Below are 21121 nucleotides of genomic sequence, written 5' to 3'. Positions count from 1 at the left end.
AGGACGCTCGTAATCACCTAGATTTGAAGAGGTGAGCGCACAGGATCTCCCCATCGAACTCCGTCGAGCCCTCTCAGCCGTGGCCCAGACTCCACGGTTGCTGGTCGCTTCTGATTACGACGGGACCATGGCACCCATCGTCGCGGATCCGGAGAAGGCGTATCCACGCGCGGAGTCGGTCCGCGCCCTTCGCTCGCTCGCCAGCCTGGCTTCAACCACCGCAGCAGTTATCTCCGGGCGCGCGCTCAAAGACCTCGCCGCACTCTCCCGTCTCCCCGCCGAAGTACAGCTGGTCGGCAGTCACGGCTCCGAATTCGACATCGGATTTGTTCACGCCATCGACGCCGACGCCAAGAAACTGCTCGGCGAGATCAGCACCGAACTGACCCGGATCGCGTCCCACACCGCCGGCGCGACTGTGGAGAAGAAACCTGCCAGCATCGCGCTGCACGTTCGCAACTCCCCCGAAGACGACGCCGAGAAGGCTCTGATCGCCGTGCGAACGGAATCCGCGCTCTGGCCGGGAGTGCAGGTCACCGAGGGAAAGTCGGTGGTCGAATTGGCTGTGATCGCCACGGACAAGGGCCAGGCGCTTGATCTCATCCGGCACCAGGACGGCGCAACCGCCGCGGTCTTCATCGGCGACGACGTCACCGATGAAAAGGCCTTCGCCAGACTGTCGGGCCCCGACATCGGCGTCAAGGTCGGTCCGGGCGACACCCTTGCCGCCTACCGCGTCGACAGCACCGAAGACGTAGCGGCCGCGCTGGCCTTCCTGCTCGACGAACGCCGGACGTGGCTTTCGGGTGCCGACGCACCCCCCATCGAGCGCCTGTCCATGCTTGCCAGCCCCCGCACGGTTGCCCTCGTAACGCCAGACGCCACCCTGACGTGGTTGTGCCACCCCGAACCCGACTCCGCGGCGGTGTTCGCCCACCTGCTCGGTGGGACCGCTGCCGGACATTTCAGCGTCGGACCACGGCGGACCGCTCTGCCACTGAGCCAGAAGTACCTCGACGGCACCATGACCGTTCAAACTCGGTGGGCCAGCCTGTCCGTCACCGACTACCTACCCCACGACGTGCAACAGGGCCGAACCGACTTCACCCGCATCATCTCCGGCCGAGCCGATGCGGTGGTGTCGTTTGCACCTCGCCCGGAGTTCGGCCAAGCTCAAGTCACGCTCGAAATCGTGGAGGACGGCATCCGCGTCCTGGGCACGAACGAGCCATACGTGCTGCGATCCCCCGGCGTGCAGTGGAATATCGCCACCGACGGCAACCAGCAGACCGCCCACGCCATCGTCGAACCATCCAAAGGTGACGTGATTCTCGAATTACGATGCGGCACAACAGATATGGACCCGTCACCGGCGCCAGAAGCAGACCGCCGCGCCCGGTCGGAAAACTACTGGTCCGATTGGGCCAAAACCCTCGATCTACCAAAACTCAAGCCGGACTTGATGAAACGCTCCGCCCTCACGCTTCGCGGACTCGTCCACGCAGACTCCGGTTCCATCATGGCCGCGGCAACCACGTCGCTGCCGGAAGAAATCGGCGGCGTCCGAAACTGGGATTATCGCTACTGCTGGTTACGCGACGCTGCGCTCACCGCAACAGCTCTCGTGAGCGTCGGGTCCACCCACGAGGCCGAGGAGTACCTCGACTGGGTCCACCGCGTCCTCGAAACACTGCCGGGCCCGGAGCGTCTGCACCCGCTGTACACGTTGAACGGCACGTCACTGCCGCCGGAGGCCGTGATCGACTCTCTGCCCGGGTACGCCGGATCCCGCCCGGTGCGGGTTGGCAACGCTGCCAATCAGCAAGTCCAACTGGACGTCTTCGGCCCCATCGTAGAACTGATCGTCCATCTGGCCGATGCCCGCGAAAAGGCCGGGGCTGCCGAGCCTTTGAGCGACCGCGACTGGGAACTGGTGGGCGCCATGGTCGAAGCCGTTCAACGACGGTGGTTCGAACCTGACCACGGCATCTGGGAGATCCGCGACAACCCTCGCCATCACGTCTACTCCAAGGTGATGGGGTGGGTGACCGTCGACCGCGCCGTGAAGCTGGCTGACCGCTTCGGCCGAACGGCGTTGCCGGAGTGGGCCGAATTGCGCGACGAGATCGCCGACGAGGTGCGCCACAAGGGCTGGAAGGACGACGTCCAGTCGTACACCGCCGCATATGACGGTGTAGATCTCGACGCCGCCACCCTCCACATCGGACTGTCCGGGCTGATCGATCCGGAAGACCCTCGATTTGCCGCGACGGTAGTCGCTACCGAAGCCGAATTACGTAGCGGCTCAACGGTGTATCGATACCACCACGACGACGGCCTACCCGGCATCGAGGGTGGATTCCACCTCTGCGCAGCATGGTTGGTCGAGGCGTACCTCCTGATCGGACAACGCCTGCAAGCAGAGGCGCTGTTCGACCAACTGGTTGCCGCAGCAGGTCCTACCGGTCTACTCGCCGAAGAGTACGACCCGGTCGCCGAACGGTCACTCGGCAACCACCCCCAGGCCTACAGCCATCTCGGCCTACTCCGCTGCGCTCAGCTCTTGGACTTACCCGCTCAGCTCTTGGCCTGACCAGACGTACGGCCGACCAGTAGTTCGGTCTCGAGCATCTCGATGATCGGCACACCGGAACCGGACGGCGACATCAGAAGTGCGCCGGCGCGCCGTCCTTTCTCCTCCTGCGGCTGGCGCACGGTGGTCAGCGATTCGCGAAGTGCCTCGCTGACACCGTCGAACCCGGTGATCGACAACTGTCCCGGCACATCGATGCCCTGCCATCGCGCCCAGTCCAGAGCGCCCAAGGCAAGTACGTCGGTGGTGCAGATCAGTGCCGTGATCTTCGGATTGGTCGCAAGCGCCTCCGCCGCCGCCGAGTGCCCGGACTGCGTGGTGTGGACGTACCGCTCGATCACAGTCAGAGAAAGCGGATCCAGATCCGATGCCGACATCGCGTCGCGCACGCCTTCGATCCGCTCACGCTGAACGTGGAAGTGCGGCGACTTCAGCCGTTCCTGGCTGACAACACCGTCCATCCGGTCGCGCCCGAGCCGCATGCACAGCACACCGATCTCGGTATGGCCCAAGCCGATGAGGTAATCGGCGACCTTACGCATGGCAGCGCGGTCGTCGATACCCACGAGAGACGCACCGGGGATTTCGCGCGGCTGGTCGCACACGACGATGGGAATGTGGCGTTCGAGCACGGCGGCAAGATACGGGTCGTCGTCGGCAACCGAGTAGACGACAAAACCGTCGACGCCGGCCTGCTGCACTACCGCGGCGGCATCCACCTCGTCTCGCCCTGGTCCGGCGGGAATCAGGAGCAGACCTTGGCCCGCTTCCTCGCAGGATTCCGAGAGGCCCGCCAGGAAGCTCATGGCGGCCGGGTCACGGAAGCTGTAACTGAGCGCTTCGGTGAGCAGAAGTCCCACGGCACCGGCTTTGCGGGTACGTAAGGAACGGGCGACCGGATCGGGTCCGGGATATCCGCGTCGCTTAGCCGCTTGGAGCACCCGATCCCGGAGCTCGACAGAGAGCTGATCGGGTCGGTTGTACGCGTTCGAGACTGTTGTTCTCGACACATTGAGCTCGGCGGCGAGCGACGCCAAAGTGGCTTGACGGCGTGGCTGACGGGACCGGGGCATAGACGGACGTTATCGGTACCCGTCAAAGTCGGCACGACGGGGCTGAACCGAACATGACCTACCAGCGATTATGGGCTAATGTGTAACGGTAACGGTTTCCAATAGCATTTAGCCCACACTTCGTACAGGAGAAAATTCGTGCGCTCGTCGTCCAAAATCCGCATCGCCGCCCTCGCCACCATCTCGGTCGCAGCGGCCATGGCACTGACGGCCTGCGGCTCCGAAAAAACCGGCGACGACGGCATCTCCGTCGTCGCCTCGACAAACGTGTGGGGCAACGTCGCGCAGGCCGTGGCGGGCGACGCTCTCACCGTCACCTCCATCATCGACGAGCCGTCTGCAGATCCGCATTCCTTCGAAGCCACCCCGGCTCAGGCTGCCAAGATCACCGACGCCTCTCTCGTCGTCTACAACGGCGGTGGCTACGACCAATTTGTCACCGACATCCTCGACGCCGGCAAGGGCGACCAGAAAACCGTCAACGCCTACGACCTGCTCGACGGTGGTATCCACGCCGGTGAGACCGCCGGTGAGTCGCACGACGGTCACACACACGGCGCCGTCAACGAGCACGTGTGGTTCGACATCCCCACCGTCGACGCAGTGGCCCACTCCGTCGCCGACCAACTCAGTGCACTGGACCCGGACAACGCGTCGACGTACGAGGCAAACGCACAGGCATACAGCCAGACGCTGGCCGGCATCACCGCCGTCACCGATTCGATCGCCGCTGCCCACGGCGGCGAGTCGGTCGCGCAGACCGAGCCCATCGCGCACTACCTGCTGGTTGCCGCCGAACTGAAGGACGCAACCCCCGAGGAATTCACCAGCGCAATCGAAGACGGCAACGATCCGTCACCGGCCGCGATCGCCGCAACACGCCAGTTGCTGTCGGACAAAGCGGCCCGGGCGCTCGTCTACAACACTCAGACGCAGGACAAAGTGACGCAGGACATGCGCTCCACCGCCGAGAAGGCAGGCGTGCCCGTCGTCGAGGTTACGGAGACTCTCCCCGAAGGCCTGGACTACATTCAGTGGCAGACGCAGACCGCGGAGTCGCTCGCCAACGCCCTCTCTGCCCAGTAATTATCTTGCCCACTTGAATTTCCGAGAAGAACCGATCGGCTTGTGACAGAAACCTCCGCGAATACAACGGCGTCGGCAACAAATGCCGTGCCCGCAGTCGCCCTGAAGGACGCCCGATTGTCCTTCGGCGCCCGCACCCTCTGGGACGGCCTCGACCTCGAGGTTCAGCCCGGTGAGTTCATCGCCGTGCTCGGCCCGAACGGCTCCGGCAAGACCTCACTTCTGAAAATTCTGCTGGGGCAGCTACAACTCAGCGGCGGCAGCGCGGAAATCGCCGGAACCCCGGCCCGCGCCGGAAACTCGCACGTCGGTTACATCCCGCAGCAGAAATCCATCGACGACGGACTTCCGCTGCGCGGGCGTGACCTTGTCGGTCTCGGTGTCGACGGACATCAGTGGGGAACGGGCCTGCTGCGTCGCGGGCGTCGACGCGCGATCGTCGACAACGCCATCGCACAGGTCAGCGCCGAAGCCTTCGCGGACGCCCCTATCGGTTCCATGTCCGGCGGTGAGCAACAGAGATTGCGTATTGCGCAGGCGTTGGTCGGCGATCCGAAGATCCTGCTGTGCGACGAACCGCTGCTCAGCCTCGACCTCGCCAACCAACATCTGGTCTCGACGTTGATCGACAAGCGTCGACGCACCCACAACACGGCCGTGTTGTTCGTTACCCACGAGATCAATCCGATCCTTCCGCTCGTCGATCGGGTGCTGTATCTGGTCGACGGCAAGTTCCGCATCGGAACGCCGGCCGAGGTGATGACATCTGAGGTTCTCTCGGATCTGTACAACACCGACGTCGAAGTACTGAAAGTTCGTGGCCGCCTCGTTGTTGTCGGCACCGGCGACGCCATCGACGCTCTCGGCAGCGCGGGCGGCCTGCGTCCGGGCGAAGGCGTCCACCACAGCGATGAGGATCACGCGTGAGCAACAAATTCACCGACGCGATGTCGCGGATGTTCGACGTGTCCGCCACCGTCGACCTTCTGCAGTACGACTTCGTCCAGCAGGCATTGATCGCCGGCGCGATCCTCGGATTGTTGGCCGGCATTATCGGCCCGCTCATCGTGAGCCGGCAAATGTCGTTCTCCGTCCACGGAACCAGTGAACTGTCGCTGACCGGCGCGTCGGCTGCCCTGCTTGTCGGAGTCAGTGTCGGCGCCGGAGCAATTGTCGGTTCGGTGGTCGCGGCAGTTCTGTTCGGGCTCCTGGGAGCCAAAGCACGAGACCGTGATTCGGTGATCGGCGTCATCATGGCCTTCGGGCTCGGACTGTCGGTGCTGTTCCTCTGGGCGTACGACGGCCGCACGGGAACCAGCTTTTCACTGCTGGTCGGTCAGATCGTTGCACCGGGCAACAGCGGACTCGAACTGCTTCTTCTGTGCGCCGTCATCGTGATCGGCACACTCGGATTCATCTACCGCCCTTTGCTGTTCGCCAGTACCGATCCTGAAGTGGCTGCAGCACGCGGTGTTCCGGTACGCGCACTGTCGATAGTCTTTGCGGTTCTGGTCGGCATCACGGCGGCCCTCGGCGTTCAGATCGTGGGCGCACTGCTGGTGATGTCGTTGCTCATCACTCCGGCTGCGGCTGCCGCCTACGTCACCGCGAGCCCGCTCAAGGCAACCATCTTGTCTGTGGTCTTCGCCGAACTCGCCGCTGTCGGCGGCATCCTGCTCTCCCTCGCACCGGGTGTTCCGGTATCCAGCTTCGTCACCACGGTGTCGTTTGTCATCTACCTGGTGTGCCGCCTCACCGGTTCTGCGCGACGCAAGAATGCCGGACGGATTCCGGCGCACGCATGACGATCCGCGTCGACTTGAACAGCGATCTCGGCGAGGGCTACGGCGCGTGGACGCTCGGTGACGACAACGCCATGCTAGCCGTGGTCACCAGCGCCAACATCGCGTGTGGTTTTCACGCGGGTGATCCGACCAACCTGTTGGCGACCTGCCGCTCCGCCGTTGCACAAGACGTGCGGATCGGCGCGCAGGTCGGATACAACGATCTTTCGGGGTTCGGCCGACGCTTCATCGACGTCTCCCCCGCCGATCTCGCAGCCGACGTCATTTATCAACTAGGGGCACTCGACGGACTGGCTCGTGTCGCCGGCTCCCGCGTCACGTACGTCAAACCTCACGGAGCGCTCTACAACGCGATAGTGCACCACCGCGAACAAGCGCGGGCCGTTGTCGACGCCGTTCGGAGCTACGACGCGTCCCTCCCCGTTCTCGGTCTGCCGAATTCGGTGTTCCTGGCCGAGGCGGAAGCGGCCGGCCTGGCAGTCGTGACCGAAGCCTTCGCCGACCGCGCGTACACACCGGAGGGGACGTTGGTGCCTAGAAACCAGCCAGGTGCAGTGCTTCACGACCCGGTTACCATCGCCGAACGGGTGCGCAGGATAGTAATCGAGGGAGTCGTCGACGCCGTTGACGGAAGCCGTGTGATGGTGCGTGCCGACTCGGTCTGCGTACACGGTGATACCCCGGCCGCCGTCGACATGGCTACCGAAATCCGGAGACTGCTCACCGCGTCCGACGTCGCGATCACGCCCTTCACCTGATTCCTGCGCCGGAATCTTCACTGCGGGACAATGGCTTCATGGCATGGCTCGATGTCGTTCGCCCCGGCCCGTTGACCACCGTCCAGGATCATGGACGGGTGGGTTGTGCGGCCATCGGCGTCGGCCGCTCGGGCGCCGCTGATCTGATCTCCCACGACGCTGCAAACAGGCTGGTGGGAAACACACTTCACGCCGCCACGCTCGAAATCACGACGGGCGGATTCGCGGCACGGGCTGCCGGGCCGTTGACCGTCGCGGTCACCGGAGCGAGGGCACCGTTGACCGTCAACGCCCACCCGGTTGCCGACTACTCCACTCTCCAACTCGATAGCGGCGACCTTCTCGAAATCGGCTACAGCACAACCGGACTGCGGACCTATCTCGCCGTCCGCGGCGGCATCGACGTCCCGGAAACTCTCGGCAGTCGCTCCACCGACACACTCTCCGAACTCGGCCCAGCACCCTTGCGTGCGGGCGATTACCTGCTCGTCGGAGTTGAAGAAGCCGCGTGGCCGATCGAGGACTTCATCCCGCCGCCTGCGCCCATCCCCTGCCCGGTTCCACTCGGCATCACGCTCGGACCGCGCGACGACTGGTTCACGCCGGCATCCGTGCACGCCTTGCTGCACCACGCCTGGACCGTCACCGAGGACACCGATCGTGTCGGCGTTCGACTACACGGCCCCGGACCGCTGCATCGCTCACGAACGTGTGAATTGCCCAGCGAAGGCGTCGTTGCCGGTTCGATTCAAGTACCCCCGAGTGGTCATCCGGTGATATTCCTGGCTGATCATCCCGTAACCGGCGGGTATCCGGTGATCGCTGTTGTCACCGACCCCGGCGTTGCCGCGTTGGCGCAAATGAGACCGGGAAGTTCGGTTACCTTCCGGGTGGCGTAGTCGACGCTGATAGTCTCAGCCACTGCTGGCGTCGGCGCACGGCCGTCGTGAAGAAGCCGAAGGAACTGAACACTATGGGTATAAAGAGCAGCACAATCGCTCTGGGCACAGCCAGTTTGATCACCGCAGCACTTGTTCTTTCGGGATGCAGCAGCTCCGACGACGGCGAGGCGACCTCCGAAACCACCTCTGAGACCAGTTCCGTAGCCAGCTCGGCCGCTGCGGCAACGACGTCGGATGAGAGCATCAGCTTCAGCGGCGAGCGCGTCACCCTCAACTCCGGCACCGACGCCGACGCACCGGTCATCAGCGTCAGCCTGCCGGACGGATGGTCGCAGACCCAGGAAGGCACGACCGGAAGCGTCACGGACATCCTGTGGAGCAACCAGACCGATGCCAACAGGTTCATGCCGAACACGACGTTGACCGTGGAAAGTCAGGGAACTGTAAGCCCCGATGCGGTTCTTGCCGGCGCTCAGACCTCGCTCGGCATGCTCGCCGGATGGACCGAGGCGAACAAGGTCGACCTCGACATCGACGGGCAGAAAGCCATCCGAGTCGCCGGAACGTGGACGCCGCCGAATGTGAACGTTCCCCTGTACGCGGTCATGACCGTCATCGCCTACCAGGCTGACGAATCATCCCCCGTATACCTCGTGAGCTTCGCGAATCAATTCACCGACACCGAAGACATGGCGCTCTCCGACCAGGTCGAGGAAATCAACACCTCGATCGAATTCGGCTAAAGACCCCGTGCGCGTTTTCCGGTTGTTACCACTACCGGAAAACGCGCACCGGGCTGAATGCTTTAGCTGTTGCGGCGACGACGAGCGATGTCGGCCAACACAACTCCGGCAGCAACCGAAGCGTTGAGCGACTCGACGGGTCCGGCCATGGGGATGGACAGAATCGCGTCGCAGTTCTCGCGGACGAGACGTGAGAGTCCCTTGCCCTCGGAACCGACAACGATCACCACGGGACCACTGCCGTCGAAATCGTCGAGAGTGGTGTCGCCGCCGGCGTCGAGGCCCACAACCTGAACACCCTTGGACGCCCAGTCCTTGAGCGTGCGAGTGAGGTTGGTGGCGCGAGCAATCGGCAGACGAGCAGCAGCACCGGCGCTGGTACGCCAAGCGACGGCACTGACACTGGCACTACGACGCTCCGGAATCACGACGCCGTGTCCACCGAAAGCCGCAACCGAACGCACGACGGCGCCGAGGTTGCGTGGGTCGGTGATGTTGTCCAGCGCGACGAGCAGCGGCGGCTCGGCGTGCTTACGTGCCTCCGACAGGAGATCGTCCGGGTGCGCGTAACGGTACGGCGGAACCTGCAGAGCGATGCCCTGGTGAAGACCGTTGGCGCTGAGGCGATCCAGATCCGAGCGCGGTACCTCGAGGATGGAGATACCGGCGTCGGCAGCCCGCTGAACGGATTCCTTCAACCGGTCGTCGCTCTCGGTACCGACAGCCACCCACAGCGCCGTCGCCGGAACACCCGCGCGCAGGCACTCCACAACCGGGTTGCGACCGAGCACGGTCTCGGGACCGTCGAGAACCTTGCGTCCGGGACCCGGACGGCCACCGCGGCCCTGGTTCTGCTTCTCGTCCGCACGGGCTGCGCGCGCTGCACGCTTCGCCGCGGGATGCTTGGTACGTGCCTCGGCGGGAGGCGTAGCACCGCGGCCGGCGAGACCACGCTTGTGCTGGCCACCGGAACCGGCAACCTGGCCCTTCTTGGTGCCGCCCTTACGGACTGCGCCGCGCCTGCTCGAGTTTCCAGCCATTGTTACTGCCCTGCCTTCAGGGACCATTCGGGTCCGTCGGGAGTATCGGTTACTTCGATACCCGCCTTGATGAGGCGATCACGGACTTCGTCCGCCACCGCCCAGTTCTTTTCCGTCCGTGCCTGCTGCCGCCGATCGAGATCGGCGCGCACCAACACGTCCAAAGCTTCCATTGCCGCCTCGGTGTCGCCACCGGACTGCGACCAATGCGCGTCGAGGGGGTCGACGCCCAGGATGGCGAGCATCGCCCGCACCTGACCTGCCGCCACACGCGCCGCGCCCAGGTCTCCCGCTGCGAGCGCGGTATTTCCCGCGCTTGCCTTGCCGTGAATCTCGGCCAACGCGATCGGGACCGACAAGTCGTTGTCGAGCGCCTCCGCGAAACCCTCTGTCCACGTCCCGAGTTCGACGCCGCCTGCGCGTTTGTGCGTACGCAGGACAAACGTCTCGAGCCCTTGATACGACTTGGCACTCTCTTCGAGGGCTTCGTCCGAGTATTCGAGGTTGGAGCGGTAATGAGCACTACCGAGGTAGTACCTGAGTTCTTGCGGGCGAACCTTTTTCAAGACATTCGGCACCGACAGCACATTGCCGAGCGACTTGGACATCTTCTCGCCACTCATCGTGACCCAGCCGTTGTGCAACCAGTACTGAGCAAAATCGTCGCCGACGCACTTTGCCTGAGCAATCTCGTTCTCGTGATGCGGGAAGACCAAATCCCTTCCACCGCAATGAATATCGAATGCGGCGCCGAGATAGAACTCCGCCATGGCCGAGCACTCGAGATGCCAACCGGGACGGCCGGGCCCCCACGGGGTCGGCCACGAAGGCTCGCCGGGCTTGGCCGTCTTCCACAGCGTGAAGTCACGCGGATCACGCTTGCCCTCGGCGGCGCTCTCACCCTGATGGACGTCGTCGAGCTTGTGTCCGGAGAGTGCGCCGTATTCGGGGTAGCTCAGTACGTCGAAGTAGACGTCGCCGCCGGCGGCGTACGCATGACCGTTCGCGATGAGACGTTCCATCATCGAGACCATCTGAGTGACGTGACCGGTGGCCCGCGGTTCGATCGACGGCGGCAATACACCCAACTGGTCGTACGCCCACGTGAAGGAACGCTCGAACGTCGTGGCCCACTCCCACCACGGACGGCCGGCGTCGGCGGCCTTGTTCAAGATCTTGTCGTCGATATCCGTCACGTTGCGCACGAATGCAACGTCGTTGTCGTGCGCCAGCAACCAGCGGCGCAGCACGTCGAATGCGACGCCGCTCCGCACGTGGCCGATGTGGGGATCGCCCTGGACTGTTGCCCCACACAGGTACACCGATGCATGTCCGGGGACCAACGGAACAAAATCCCGCAGGGCCCGCGTACCGGTGTCGTATAGGCGCAGGGTCACGACCAGCGATCTTACCTGTCGTTGCCGGTTGCCATGACCAACGCGGTGGCCATAGCGGCGATCCCCTCGCCGCGCCCGGTCAAACCGAGTCCGTCGGTGGTGGTCGCGGAGACCGAAACCGGGGCACCCAGAACATCGGAGAGGACGCGTTGCGCCTCATCGCGGCGCGGGCCGATCTTGGGGCGATTCCCGATGACCTGAACTGCGGCATTGCCCACCGTGAACTGGTTTTCCTCGAGCAACCGCCGAACCTCGGCGAGCATCCGGACGCCACTGACTCCGTCCCATTCCGGCCTACCGGTACCGAAAACGGAGCCGAGGTCACCCAATCCCGCTGCAGAGAGAAGAGCGTCACACAGCGCATGAACGGCAACATCGCCGTCGGAATGCCCGGAGCAGCCATCGGCTTCCTCGAACAACAAACCCGCCATCCAACATGGCCGGCCTACCTCGATGGGATGAACATCCGTCCCCAACCCGACTCGCATCCAGTTTCCGTCCTTACGAATCCGCATCAAGAAGTGCTCGGGCAAGTACCAGGTCGAGTGGTGTGGTGATCTTGAAGGCACGAACTTCACCGGCGATCGTCTGTACGGAAACGCCGAGTCGCTCGACCAACGACGCGTCGTCCGTAGCCGCAAGATCGCCGGCGTCGTGCGCGTCACGCAGAACCTGCGCAGAAAAGCCTTGCGGTGTCTGCACCGCACGAAGTTCGCTACGCAGCGGAGTACCGGTGACCATACCGAGAACGTCGACGGACTTGATGGTGTCCGTGACCGGCAGCACGGGAATGACCGCAGCGCTACCCGCCTTCAGTTCAGCCACAACCCGTGCAATCATCGCCGGTGGCGTCAAAGCCCGCGCGGCATCGTGCACAAGCACGAACTCCGCGTCTCCGGCAGCCGCGAGTCCGGCCCGCACGGAGTCCGTGCGCTCCGCTCCGCCTGCAACCACGTCGACGTCGTCGCTACGCCCCAGATCAGCCAAGACCGATGCGAGGAGTTCAGGCGGCACAATCACAACAACGCGGTCGACCGCTCCGGATTTCCGGAGCCCGTCAACCGCGCGTGCAAGCATGGTGCGCCCACCGAGTTCGACAAATGCCTTGGGTATCTGCTCACCCAAGCGCACTCCCCGACCTGCGGCAGGAACCAGTGCTACTACCGACACTGTCAGCTTTGTTGTGGTGTTGATTCAGGACGCGGTCGCGAGGACCTCGTCGAGAATGATCTCAGCCTTTTCGTTGTCAGTACCCTCGGCGAGCGCAAGCTCTCCGACGAGAATCTGACGAGCCTTGGCAAGCATGCGCTTCTCACCAGCAGAAAGTCCACGATCCTGCTCACGACGCCACAAGTCACGAACAACCTCGGCGACCTTGTTCACGTCACCTGAAGCCAGCTTCTCGAGATTTGCCTTGTATCGACGAGACCAGTTTGTGGGCTCTTCGGTGTGCGGTGCACGCAGAACCTGGAAAACCTTGTCGAGGCCTTCCTGGCCGACGACGTCGCGAACTCCGACGTATTCTGCGTTGTCTGCGGGTACTCGCACTGTCAGATCGCCTTGAGCAACCTTCAGAACGAGATATTCCCTCTGCTCACCCTTGATGGTGCGGGTTTCGATAGCTTCGATCAGCGCCGCACCGTGATGGGGGTATACGACGGTGTCTCCGACCTTGAAAATCATGTGTCCCGTGCCCCTTTCGATTCCACTAGTTTAACACGTCGAAGAACCAGCCATGCATCAACGGCGCAGGTCAGGGGCATCCTTGCTCGAGCGTAGGGGTTGACAGTGCCTGTTGGACGTGCATTCAGCCAGCGTCTACGGCCTGTTCACGACAGAACGAAAGCCCACGCGGACAACCGTTGTGGCGACCCAGCGACCGGCCCGCGAGAGCTGACTACTACTCTGCCTAGTGGAGTGCGAACCTGACGCCCTGGAGGACAAACCGTGACTGCTATCCGCAAGCCGACTCGCCGAGTCGCTACCGCCATTGCACTGGCTGCAGGCGCAGCCATCGCGCTGTCCGCATGTGGCTCGGGACAGGTGAGCCAGACTGCCGTCCAGCAGGCCGCCGTAAACGGCAACAGCGCCAGCGTTGGTGACATTGCTCTGCGCAACGTGCACATCATGTACCCCTCGTCCGAGGAGTACAGCATCGAACCCGGCGGAACCGCCGTGCTCGCCTTCACGATCGTGAACGAAAGCGCGGAGACCACCGACAAGCTGGTCAGCATCACCACCGACTACGCTGCAAGCGTTGTCGCCGGTGAAGAGGTTGCCGGATTGGTGATCAAGCCGCAGACATCTCTGCAGGCCGGAGAGCTTCCCGCGGGCGAGTCCGCTGAGGCCGAAGCCGAGAAGCAGATCGCGAACAAGGACCAGAACACAGACGCTCCCGCAGCGCTCTTGCTCGTAGTCCTCGAAGACATCAAGGCCGGCGTTCGCCCAGGCCTGACCATCCCGATGACCTTCACCTTCGAGAAGGCCGGCCCCGTCACGGTTCAGGTTCCCGTCGATGCGGGCCCGCAACTCGAACGTGACGTGTCCGAGAAGTCGCCGGTCGAAGGCTCAGGACACTGAGCTTGTAAACCTAAGGCGGACACTGCGTTTCGCCAAGGTCACGAATTGCCACACTAGAGGCGGGGTCCATGTCGGACCCCGCCTCTAGTCTGTTCCGGTGGCCAAAGCGAAATCGAACTATCGGTGCTCCGAATGCAAATCCGTCGTGCCCAAATGGGTCGGCCGCTGCCCCGAGTGCGACACGTGGGGCTCCATGTCCGAAGTGTCCGTCGTCGCTCCGGTCGCCAGTCGCGCGGGAGCATCGCTCGCGAAGGCCGGTTCGGCCGCTGTCCTGCCCACCACACCCGCCACTCCGCTCACCCAGATCGACAGCCAGAGCACCAAGGCCAAGCCAACCGGGATCGGTGAACTCGATCGTGTTCTCGGCGGTGGTGTCGTTCCCGGCTCGGTCGTCCTACTCGCCGGGGAACCTGGCGTCGGCAAATCCACGTTGCTGCTCGAGGTCGTCTACCGGTGGGCGATGCGGAGTCCGCAGGATCGCGCTCTGTACGTCACCGGCGAGGAGTCGGCCGGCCAGGTCAGGCTCCGAGCCGATCGCACCAATTCCGTCCACGAACGGATGTACCTGGCCGCGGAAAACGATCTTGCTACCATCCTCGGCCACGTCGAGCAGGTCAAACCCACGCTGGTGATCGTCGACTCCGTGCAAACGATGCTCGCAGCCGACGTCGACGGCGTTGTCGGTGGTGTCACACAGGTCAAAGCGGTCACCAGCGCACTCACGTCGTTGGCGAAGTCCAGCGGAATCCCGGTACTCCTGATCGGTCACGTCACCAAGGACGGAGCCGTGGCCGGCCCACGATCGCTCGAGCATCTCGTCGACGTGGTCCTGCACTTCGAAGGAGACAAACACTCCACGCTTCGTATGGTCCGCGGAGTGAAGAACCGATTCGGAGCAGCCGACGAGGTGGGTTGTTTCGAGCTCACCGAACAAGGCATCAACGAGATCAGCGATCCGTCCGGATTGTTCCTCCACCATCGCGAAGAGATGGTGGAGGGCACTGCTGTCACCGTGATGATGGACGGCAAACGCCCTCTGCTCGGCGAAGTACAGGCCTTGGTGGCCCCTACGCCACTCCCCACTCCCCGTCGAGCTGTGAGCGGCCTGGACACTGCACGTGTCGCCATGGTTCTGGCCGTACTCGAGCGACGTGCCGGGGTATCGATCGCCAAAGCCGACGTCTACGCGGCAACCGTGGGCGGCATGCGGATGACGGAACCAGGTGCCGATTTGGCCCTCGCCATTGCCGTCACCTCCGCGGTGAAGGGGAAGCCGGTTCCCAAGGGGATGGTGATCCTCGGCGAAGTCGGACTCGCCGGTGAGGTTCGCCGAGTTGCCGGCGTCAACCGACGTCTGATCGAAGCTGCCCGGTTGGGATTCACGAGCGCAATAGTGCCGGTCGACTCCGGGCCGAACATTCCCGGCATGCGAGTCAACGAAGTGACGACCATCGCCGAGGCCTTGACCTACGCCGGCTTGCTCGGCGGCAAGCAGGGTGCGCCTCGACCCAAGCTCACCCCCGTCAAATGACGGCAGTGATCAGGGCTGGAAAATCAGACAGACGAGGTTCCGAACGGCGAGGTCGGAACGCCGTCCACAAATTCCTGGGTCTGTGCAAAATGCTCGGCCGTGATGGTCAGGAACAGTCCTCGCGATGTTCCGACAATGACGTCCGGATCAGCGGCTGGACCTTCGACGATGACAGCTTCGGCGGTGGTGTAGACCTTGCGCCGGACAGTTCCCTCGACGCGAGCCCGGAACTCGAGAACCGAGCCGAGCGGGATCGGCCGCGCAAAGTCGATCTCGAGGTGACCGGTCACCACCGGAGTGCCGAGGACCATGCATGCCACGCCCTGCACCTCGTCGAAAGCAGTGGAGAGAATTCCGCCGTGAATGACCCCGGGTCCACCCTGGTACTTCTTCGCGACTTCGAGGCGTCCGGTCACCTCGAGGCCCTCACCAGCCTTGAAACTCATCGCCATCCCGGCCGGCTGATCGTCGCCGCACCCGAAGCACTTCGACCAGTGCTGAGGCAAGGTCTCACCCGCCGCCGGGAAGAATTCAACAGGCACGGGGACGGTCAGGTCGTCAGGCAAAGTCCAGGTACTACTCACGGATAGGTAATCTAATCGAAGGATCTGCCAGTACCAGCTATCGGACCCGGACTTAGTGACATCGACCTCAGCAGGGAGTTTCTCAATGATCAGTGCGATGGCGGATCCCCAGTCGTCGCCGGCGTTGAGAGAAACCATCGCCAGATTGGCCCCAGGAACCGCACTGCGCGACGGCCTCGAACGCATTCTTCGAGGTCGCACCGGCGCCCTGATCGTTCTCGGTTACGACGACGAGATCGAGGCGCTGTGCGACGGTGGTTTCAACCTCGACGTGGCGTTCGCGCCCACGCGCCTTCGGGAACTTTCGAAAATGGACGGTGCCGTGGTGCTGTCCACGGATGGCTCGCACATCGTCCGCGCAAACGTTCAACTCGTTCCGGACCACAAGATCCCGACCGTCGAATCCGGCACTCGGCACCGCGCAGCGGAACGCACGGCAATCCAGACCGGATACCCGGTGGTGTCGGTAAGTCAGTCGATGTCGATCGTCAGCGTCTACGTCGGCGGCATCAGACATGTCATCGAAGGTTCCGCCACGATCCTGTCCCGAGCAAATCAGGCCGTTGCGACACTCGAGCGATACAAGGCGCGTCTCGACGAGGTCACCAGGTCACTGTCCGTCGTCGAGATCGAGGACTTCGTGACTCTGCGCGACGCTTTGACGGTGGTGCAGCGACTCGAGATGGTTCGACGCGTATCACTCGAGATTGAACAGGACGTCCTCGAACTCGGCACAGACGGTCGCCAGCTCGCCCTTCAGCTCGAAGAGTTGGTCGGCGACAACGACATTGCGCGTCAGCTCATCGTCCGCGACTACCTTGCAGGCCCCGAGCCGGTGGGAACCGCCGCGATGGACAATGTGCTCGCTGCCCTGGACCGCGTCACCGATGCCGATCTTCTCGACCTGACCACCCTCGCGCGAGTTCTCGGTTACCCGGGCACAATCGAAGCCCTCGACACCCCGATGACTCCCCGTGGATACCGGGTGCTCATGCGAGTACCGCGACTTCAGTTCCATCAGATCCACCGCTTGGTCGGATCATTCGGCACCTTGCAAGCGCTGCTCGCTGCAACGGCAGCCGACCTTCAGTCCGTCGAGGGCATCGGTGGACTCTGGGCTCGTCACATCCGGGAAGGCTTGTCCCGGCTGGCTGAGTCTTCGATCACCGGTTCGTACAACTGAGCTCGGCAGTTACGCGATATTGGGTTACGCGATATTGAAGGGCTCCGCGCCGCTGCGCAGGGCGCCGAGCTGACCGACGACGGTGTACGCGCCGGGGCCGACGGGATTGCGCTGCGGATTCTGCGAAGTGGCGCAGTCCGGAGTCGAGGTCGTGGCGGACCAGGCAACCTTGAAGGCGGCCTGCTCACCCGGTTCTAGGTTGCGCACATCCGGGGCCGGTTGCGGGTAGCAGTCCACGTTGGACCACAGTCGGTTCTTGCCGTCGATGCTGTAGACGAGCACCTGCTGGAGTCCACCGGCCAGGTCGCGATCACATGCGGCTGAACCGATGTTCGTGATGACGATCGTGAAGGTCGGTTCCTCGCCACCGGCGAAGGTGGGCTTGTCTGCGGTCGCCTTGACTGCGAGGGACGAATCGGCGCACTGCCCAGCCGGTACCGGAGCCGCGCTGGTTGCCGACGTTGTCGAACTCGGCGCAGCGGACGTCGCAGAACCATTCGAACCGGAATCACCACCACCGCCGCCACCGTTGCCGCCGGAGTTGTTGCTTCCTGACGGGTTCGGTGTGAACGACACCTCCGATGTGAGCGAGGACGTGGCGGCCGCGGCGTCCGCTTCGGCAGGATCGTCGCCTCCGCCGACCAGCGCGGAAATCGCCCAGATCAACAACACCAGGGCGATAACGGCAGCACCGATGGCCAGAGCCCGGCGACGCCAGTAGATCTGAGGGGGCAGTGGTCCATTCGGTTCCAACACGGTCTCAACGGTAGTTGGCGAAAGCCTCACAAACGGTCAGCTGAGACGGCGTGTCGGCACCGTGTGACGAAGGACTGAAGGGATTATCCCGACCTACTCGCCGATTTCGCCTACTACGCCCTGCAGACGCATGTGTCCGTCCGACAACGTGTAGGTGACACCTGCAATCGCGCACTCTCCCTTGCCTACCTTGTCGGCAATAATTCGGGACCGCTGCATGATGAGCGAACCCGTCTCGACAACGTGGCGTCCCTCGAGTTCGTCGACGGTCGTCAGACCTTCATTGCGTCCCATGAGAATGGACGGCGCAACACGCTCGATCACACTGCGGATGAAGCCGTCCGGCACTGCACCCTTGTCGAGAGCGTCGAGTGTGGCCTTGACCGCGCCACAACCGTCGTGCCCGAGCACAACGATGAGCGGGACGTTGAGAACATGCACCGCGTACTCGATGGAACCGAGAACGGAATCGTCGAGCACGTGACCTGCCGTGCGAACGACGAACATGTCACCCAGCCCCTGATCGAAGATGATCTCGGCGGCAACACGTGAATCACCACAACCGAACAGCACGGCGGTGGGGTGCTGTGCGTCGACCAGTTTCGCGCGATCCGCGATTCCCTGGCTGGGGTGGATGGACGCGCCGCCCACAAATCGCTCATTGCCTTCGCGAAGGGCCTTCCAAGCGGATATCGGATTCGAATTCGGCATGTCAATATTGTGCACCCGCCACGATCTTCCGACACATCGGGAAGGGCACGTCACGGAAACCAACCGCCTTGTCCGAAGTTCCACCTAAGGCACAAGCGTGAAACTGTGACGGTCTCGCCGCAGCGTAGGATCTTCCCAGGCCTTATCGAACGATAGCTAATGGAGTAGTCATGGTCACGAAGAATTCGGCGAAAACCGCCACCACCGAGGCCAGCTGGCGACGGATCGAGCCACTCGAACTGAGCCCCATCCTCCAGGCTGCCCTCGAGGGATTCTACGACAACGGCTTCCACGGCACCTCGGTGCGGGACATCGCGCGTCGCGTCGGGGTCACGATCCCTGCGCTGTACTACCACCATCAGAGTAAGGAAGGGATTCTCCTTGCACTCCTGGAGATCTCGACCAGCGACGTACTCGCGCGTGCACACACCGCATCCGCCGACGGCGGCGACGACCCGTGCCAACAACTCACGAACGTCGTCGAAGCGATCGTGTTGCGCATGACAACCCGATCTCGCCTGGCAGCCCTCGAAGGTGAGGTGCGGTACCTCAGCCCCGAGAACCGACAGCGATACCGCGTTGTCCGCAAGGGCATCGAGGAGCTCGCCCTCGGCATCGTCACAGAGGGCGTCGAACGAGGCTTGTTCTCGGTCGCCGACACAGCCGAGACCACCCGCGCATTGCTCGCGATGTGTCAGTCCATTCCGCGGTGGTACCACGCGGAAGGCAAACTCAGCCCGGAGGAAGTCGCCGGGAAATATGCGGAGATCGCCCTGAACACGGTGGGATACAAGCCTCCCCGCAAACGAACTCGCTAGGTCTCACAGCCGGCATACTGCATCACTGCCCGGCATACTGTGCTCGAAGTTCGCGCTTGAGTATCTTCCCGGTTGCGCCGAGTGGAAGTTCCGCAACGACGTCGATCGATTTCGGGCACTTGTATCCGGCGAGACGCGATCGTGTGAATGCGAGGATCGCGGTGGCATCGAGTTCATGATCCGCAGCGGCGACTACAACTGCTTTGACTGCCTCACCCCAGACCGGATCCTCTACTCCGACAACAGCAACCTGTGAAACACCCGGGTACTCGGCGATCACCGATTCGACCTCGACGGGGTACACGTTCTCGCCACCGGTGATGATCATGTCCTTGATCCGATCGGTGATGTAGACGTATCCCTCGTCGTCGATCCGTCCGACGTCGCCAGTGTGGAACCAGCCGTCGGCATCGATCGCGGCCGCCGTTTCCGTCGGCCGTTTGTAGTAGCCCTGCGTGACCTGCTCGGACCTGACGCAGATCTCGCCGGACTCTCCGGGTGCCGATTCGGATGCGCCCGGGCCCACAACCTTCAACTCCACCCAGGGGTAAGGCTTGCCGACGGACCGCAACAACGAAACCTTCTCTCCGTCAACCGAATGATCGTTTGCATCGAGTTGTGTTACAGCTCCATGTGTTTCGGTAAGGCCGTACACCTGGAAGAGCGGGGTGTCGAACGTGTCGAGAGCTCGCTTCAGTACCGCCGGGGTTATCGGTGAGGAACCGTACGCAATGGAGCGCAGCGCTGCGAAATCTCGATCTTGTGCACCCGGAACTTCGATCATCATCCCGATGACAGAGGGCACCAGAAATGTATTCGTGATGCTCATTCTTTCCAATACATCCAGCAAACCGGAAGGGGTGAATTCCGCGAGGATCACATTGTGCGCACCGTTCGCTAGACCGACGAGGACCCAGCCCAATCCACCGATATGGAACAACGGCATCGCGCACAAACTGACCGAGGATTCGTCGAACCCCCAAGGGCCGCCCGTTTGCGTGCACCCGCCGAGATTCCTGTTGGACGTCAGAACGCCTTTGGGTTTCGCCGTGGTGCCGGATGTATAGAGTTGCAGCACAACGTCATCCAGGCCTCCGCGCCACCCGGGGTCAACCGAACTTGCGTCGGCCAATCGAGCTTCGTAGTCCGTCTCCCTGGAACCGTCGATCCGCATGACGAGCAGACCTGGCTCACCAGCGTCCTGCGCCGCCGACAAGACACCGTCGAATTCACTGTGAAGGAACAACACCCGGGCTTCCGAATCGGAGAGCACGCCGGCAATCTCGACACCGGACAAGCGCCAATTGAGCGGGATGGCCACTGCCCCGATCTTCGCCGCTGCCAGCACTATCTCGATTACCTGTGTTGAACTTCTGTCCACCACCGCCACTCTGGTGCCGGCTACACAACCAAGGTCGAGGAGAACATTCGCGAGTCGGTTGGTCCGGCGGTCCAACTCGCCAAATGTCATCGACCCGTCCCGACCGGTCAGCGCAAGTGCGTCGGGCCGAGCAGCAGCGTGACGACGACTCTCGTCGGCGAGGCGGTATTTTGTACTCAT

Annotated in this window: 21 protein-coding genes; 11 read left to right on the top strand and 10 right to left on the bottom strand. The window is 63.1% G+C overall.

Annotation, left to right across the window (positions count from 1 at the left end):
• Positions 1-31 precede the first annotated feature (31 nt).
• A complete protein-coding gene (gene otsB / locus FFI94_RS03420) occupies positions 32-2593 on the top strand; it encodes a trehalose-phosphatase (RefSeq protein WP_138871751.1) in 2562 nt (853 codons plus the stop codon).
• Here the strand turns inward: otsB and FFI94_RS03415 are convergent.
• A complete protein-coding gene (locus FFI94_RS03415) occupies positions 2578-3666 on the bottom strand; it encodes a LacI family DNA-binding transcriptional regulator (protein WP_138871750.1) in 1089 nt (362 codons plus the stop codon). The two genes, otsB and FFI94_RS03415, sit on opposite strands and share 16 nt — an antisense overlap.
• 138 nt (positions 3667-3804) lie before the next feature.
• Here FFI94_RS03415 and FFI94_RS03410 point away from each other — a divergent pair, with 138 nt between their 5' ends.
• The 6 genes from FFI94_RS03410 (at position 3805) to FFI94_RS03385 (ending at position 8960) form a co-directional block, all read left to right on the top strand.
• Complete coding sequence (locus FFI94_RS03410; protein WP_138871749.1) at positions 3805-4752, top strand: metal ABC transporter solute-binding protein, Zn/Mn family; 948 nt, start codon at positions 3805-3807, stop codon at positions 4750-4752.
• 42 nt (positions 4753-4794) lie between these two features.
• Entirely contained in the window at positions 4795-5679 is an 885-nt protein-coding gene (locus FFI94_RS03405) for a metal ABC transporter ATP-binding protein (RefSeq protein ID WP_260683830.1), read from the top strand.
• The gene (locus FFI94_RS03400) at positions 5676-6557 is read left to right on the top strand and encodes a metal ABC transporter permease (protein ID WP_033232545.1); all 882 of its coding nucleotides are present in this window, start codon (positions 5676-5678) and stop codon (positions 6555-6557) included. Before FFI94_RS03405 ends, FFI94_RS03400 begins: the two co-directional genes overlap by 4 nt.
• Positions 6554-7315 (top strand): LamB/YcsF family protein, encoded by a 762-nt coding sequence (locus tag FFI94_RS03395; protein ID WP_138871748.1) that lies wholly within the window; start codon positions 6554-6556, stop codon positions 7313-7315. The genes FFI94_RS03400 and FFI94_RS03395 overlap by 4 nt, the downstream gene beginning before the upstream one ends.
• Before the next feature lie 38 nt (positions 7316-7353).
• Positions 7354-8214 (top strand): biotin-dependent carboxyltransferase family protein, encoded by an 861-nt coding sequence (locus FFI94_RS03390; protein ID WP_138871747.1) that lies wholly within the window; start codon positions 7354-7356, stop codon positions 8212-8214.
• 74 nt (positions 8215-8288) lie between these two features.
• Entirely contained in the window at positions 8289-8960 is a 672-nt protein-coding gene (locus FFI94_RS03385; RefSeq protein ID WP_138871746.1) for an LpqN/LpqT family lipoprotein, read from the top strand.
• A 62-nt stretch (positions 8961-9022) separates the two neighbouring features.
• On the opposite strand, the gene rlmB is transcribed toward FFI94_RS03385, so the two are convergent.
• The 5 genes from rlmB to FFI94_RS03360 are packed head-to-tail and all read right to left on the bottom strand — an operon-like array spanning position 9023 to position 13080.
• Entirely contained in the window at positions 9023-10000 is a 978-nt protein-coding gene (gene rlmB / locus FFI94_RS03380) for a 23S rRNA (guanosine(2251)-2'-O)-methyltransferase RlmB (RefSeq protein ID WP_138871745.1), read from the bottom strand.
• A gap of 2 nt (positions 10001-10002) precedes the next feature.
• Positions 10003-11397, bottom strand: coding sequence for a cysteine--tRNA ligase (cysS, locus tag FFI94_RS03375; RefSeq protein ID WP_138871744.1), 1395 nt, complete (start codon positions 11395-11397; stop codon positions 10003-10005).
• 11 nt (positions 11398-11408) lie between these two features.
• Complete coding sequence (ispF, locus tag FFI94_RS03370) at positions 11409-11885, bottom strand: 2-C-methyl-D-erythritol 2,4-cyclodiphosphate synthase (protein WP_138873581.1); 477 nt, start codon at positions 11883-11885, stop codon at positions 11409-11411.
• Positions 11886-11898: 13 nt separating this feature from the next.
• Positions 11899-12567, bottom strand: coding sequence for a 2-C-methyl-D-erythritol 4-phosphate cytidylyltransferase (ispD, locus tag FFI94_RS03365; RefSeq protein ID WP_138871743.1), 669 nt, complete (start codon positions 12565-12567; stop codon positions 11899-11901).
• A gap of 24 nt (positions 12568-12591) precedes the next feature.
• On the bottom strand, positions 12592-13080 hold the full coding sequence (locus tag FFI94_RS03360; protein ID WP_033232561.1) for a CarD family transcriptional regulator: 489 nt from the start codon (positions 13078-13080) through the stop codon (positions 12592-12594).
• 264 nt (positions 13081-13344) lie between these two features.
• Here FFI94_RS03360 and FFI94_RS03355 point away from each other — a divergent pair, with 264 nt between their 5' ends.
• Together FFI94_RS03355 and radA are read left to right on the top strand one after the other, a co-directional pair.
• On the top strand, positions 13345-13977 hold the full coding sequence (locus tag FFI94_RS03355; protein ID WP_138871742.1) for a copper chaperone PCu(A)C: 633 nt from the start codon (positions 13345-13347) through the stop codon (positions 13975-13977).
• A 97-nt stretch (positions 13978-14074) separates the two neighbouring features.
• Positions 14075-15508: a DNA repair protein RadA gene (gene radA / locus FFI94_RS03350; RefSeq protein ID WP_138871741.1), complete on the top strand. Its 1434-nt coding sequence runs from the start codon at positions 14075-14077 to the stop codon at positions 15506-15508.
• 23 nt (positions 15509-15531) lie between these two features.
• Here the strand turns inward: radA and FFI94_RS03345 are convergent, their stop codons facing one another.
• Positions 15532-16092, bottom strand: a complete 561-nt coding sequence (locus tag FFI94_RS03345) for a PaaI family thioesterase (RefSeq protein WP_138871740.1) — start codon at positions 16090-16092, stop codon at positions 15532-15534.
• A 97-nt stretch (positions 16093-16189) separates the two neighbouring features.
• Here FFI94_RS03345 and disA point away from each other — a divergent pair, with 97 nt between their 5' ends.
• Positions 16190-17275: a DNA integrity scanning diadenylate cyclase DisA gene (gene disA, locus FFI94_RS03340; RefSeq protein ID WP_138873580.1), complete on the top strand. Its 1086-nt coding sequence runs from the start codon at positions 16190-16192 to the stop codon at positions 17273-17275.
• 24 nt (positions 17276-17299) lie between these two features.
• Here the strand turns inward: disA and FFI94_RS03335 are convergent, their stop codons facing one another.
• Positions 17300-18031: a DUF4232 domain-containing protein gene (locus FFI94_RS03335; protein WP_138871739.1), complete on the bottom strand. Its 732-nt coding sequence runs from the start codon at positions 18029-18031 to the stop codon at positions 17300-17302.
• A 93-nt stretch (positions 18032-18124) separates the two neighbouring features.
• Positions 18125-18742 (bottom strand): carbonic anhydrase, encoded by a 618-nt coding sequence (locus FFI94_RS03330; protein ID WP_138871738.1) that lies wholly within the window; start codon positions 18740-18742, stop codon positions 18125-18127.
• Between the two features lie 170 nt (positions 18743-18912).
• Here FFI94_RS03330 and FFI94_RS03325 point away from each other — a divergent pair, with 170 nt between their 5' ends.
• Positions 18913-19560, top strand: coding sequence for a TetR/AcrR family transcriptional regulator (locus FFI94_RS03325; RefSeq protein ID WP_138871737.1), 648 nt, complete (start codon positions 18913-18915; stop codon positions 19558-19560).
• A gap of 22 nt (positions 19561-19582) precedes the next feature.
• Here the strand turns inward: FFI94_RS03325 and FFI94_RS03320 are convergent, their stop codons facing one another.
• Entirely contained in the window at positions 19583-21121 is a 1539-nt protein-coding gene (locus FFI94_RS03320; protein WP_138871736.1) for a long-chain-fatty-acid--CoA ligase, read from the bottom strand.

This window comes from Rhodococcus sp. KBS0724 (assembly GCF_005938745.2).
Classification (GTDB): domain Bacteria; phylum Actinomycetota; class Actinomycetes; order Mycobacteriales; family Mycobacteriaceae; genus Rhodococcus_F.
This window is presented reverse-complemented; position numbering and strand designations above follow the sequence as displayed.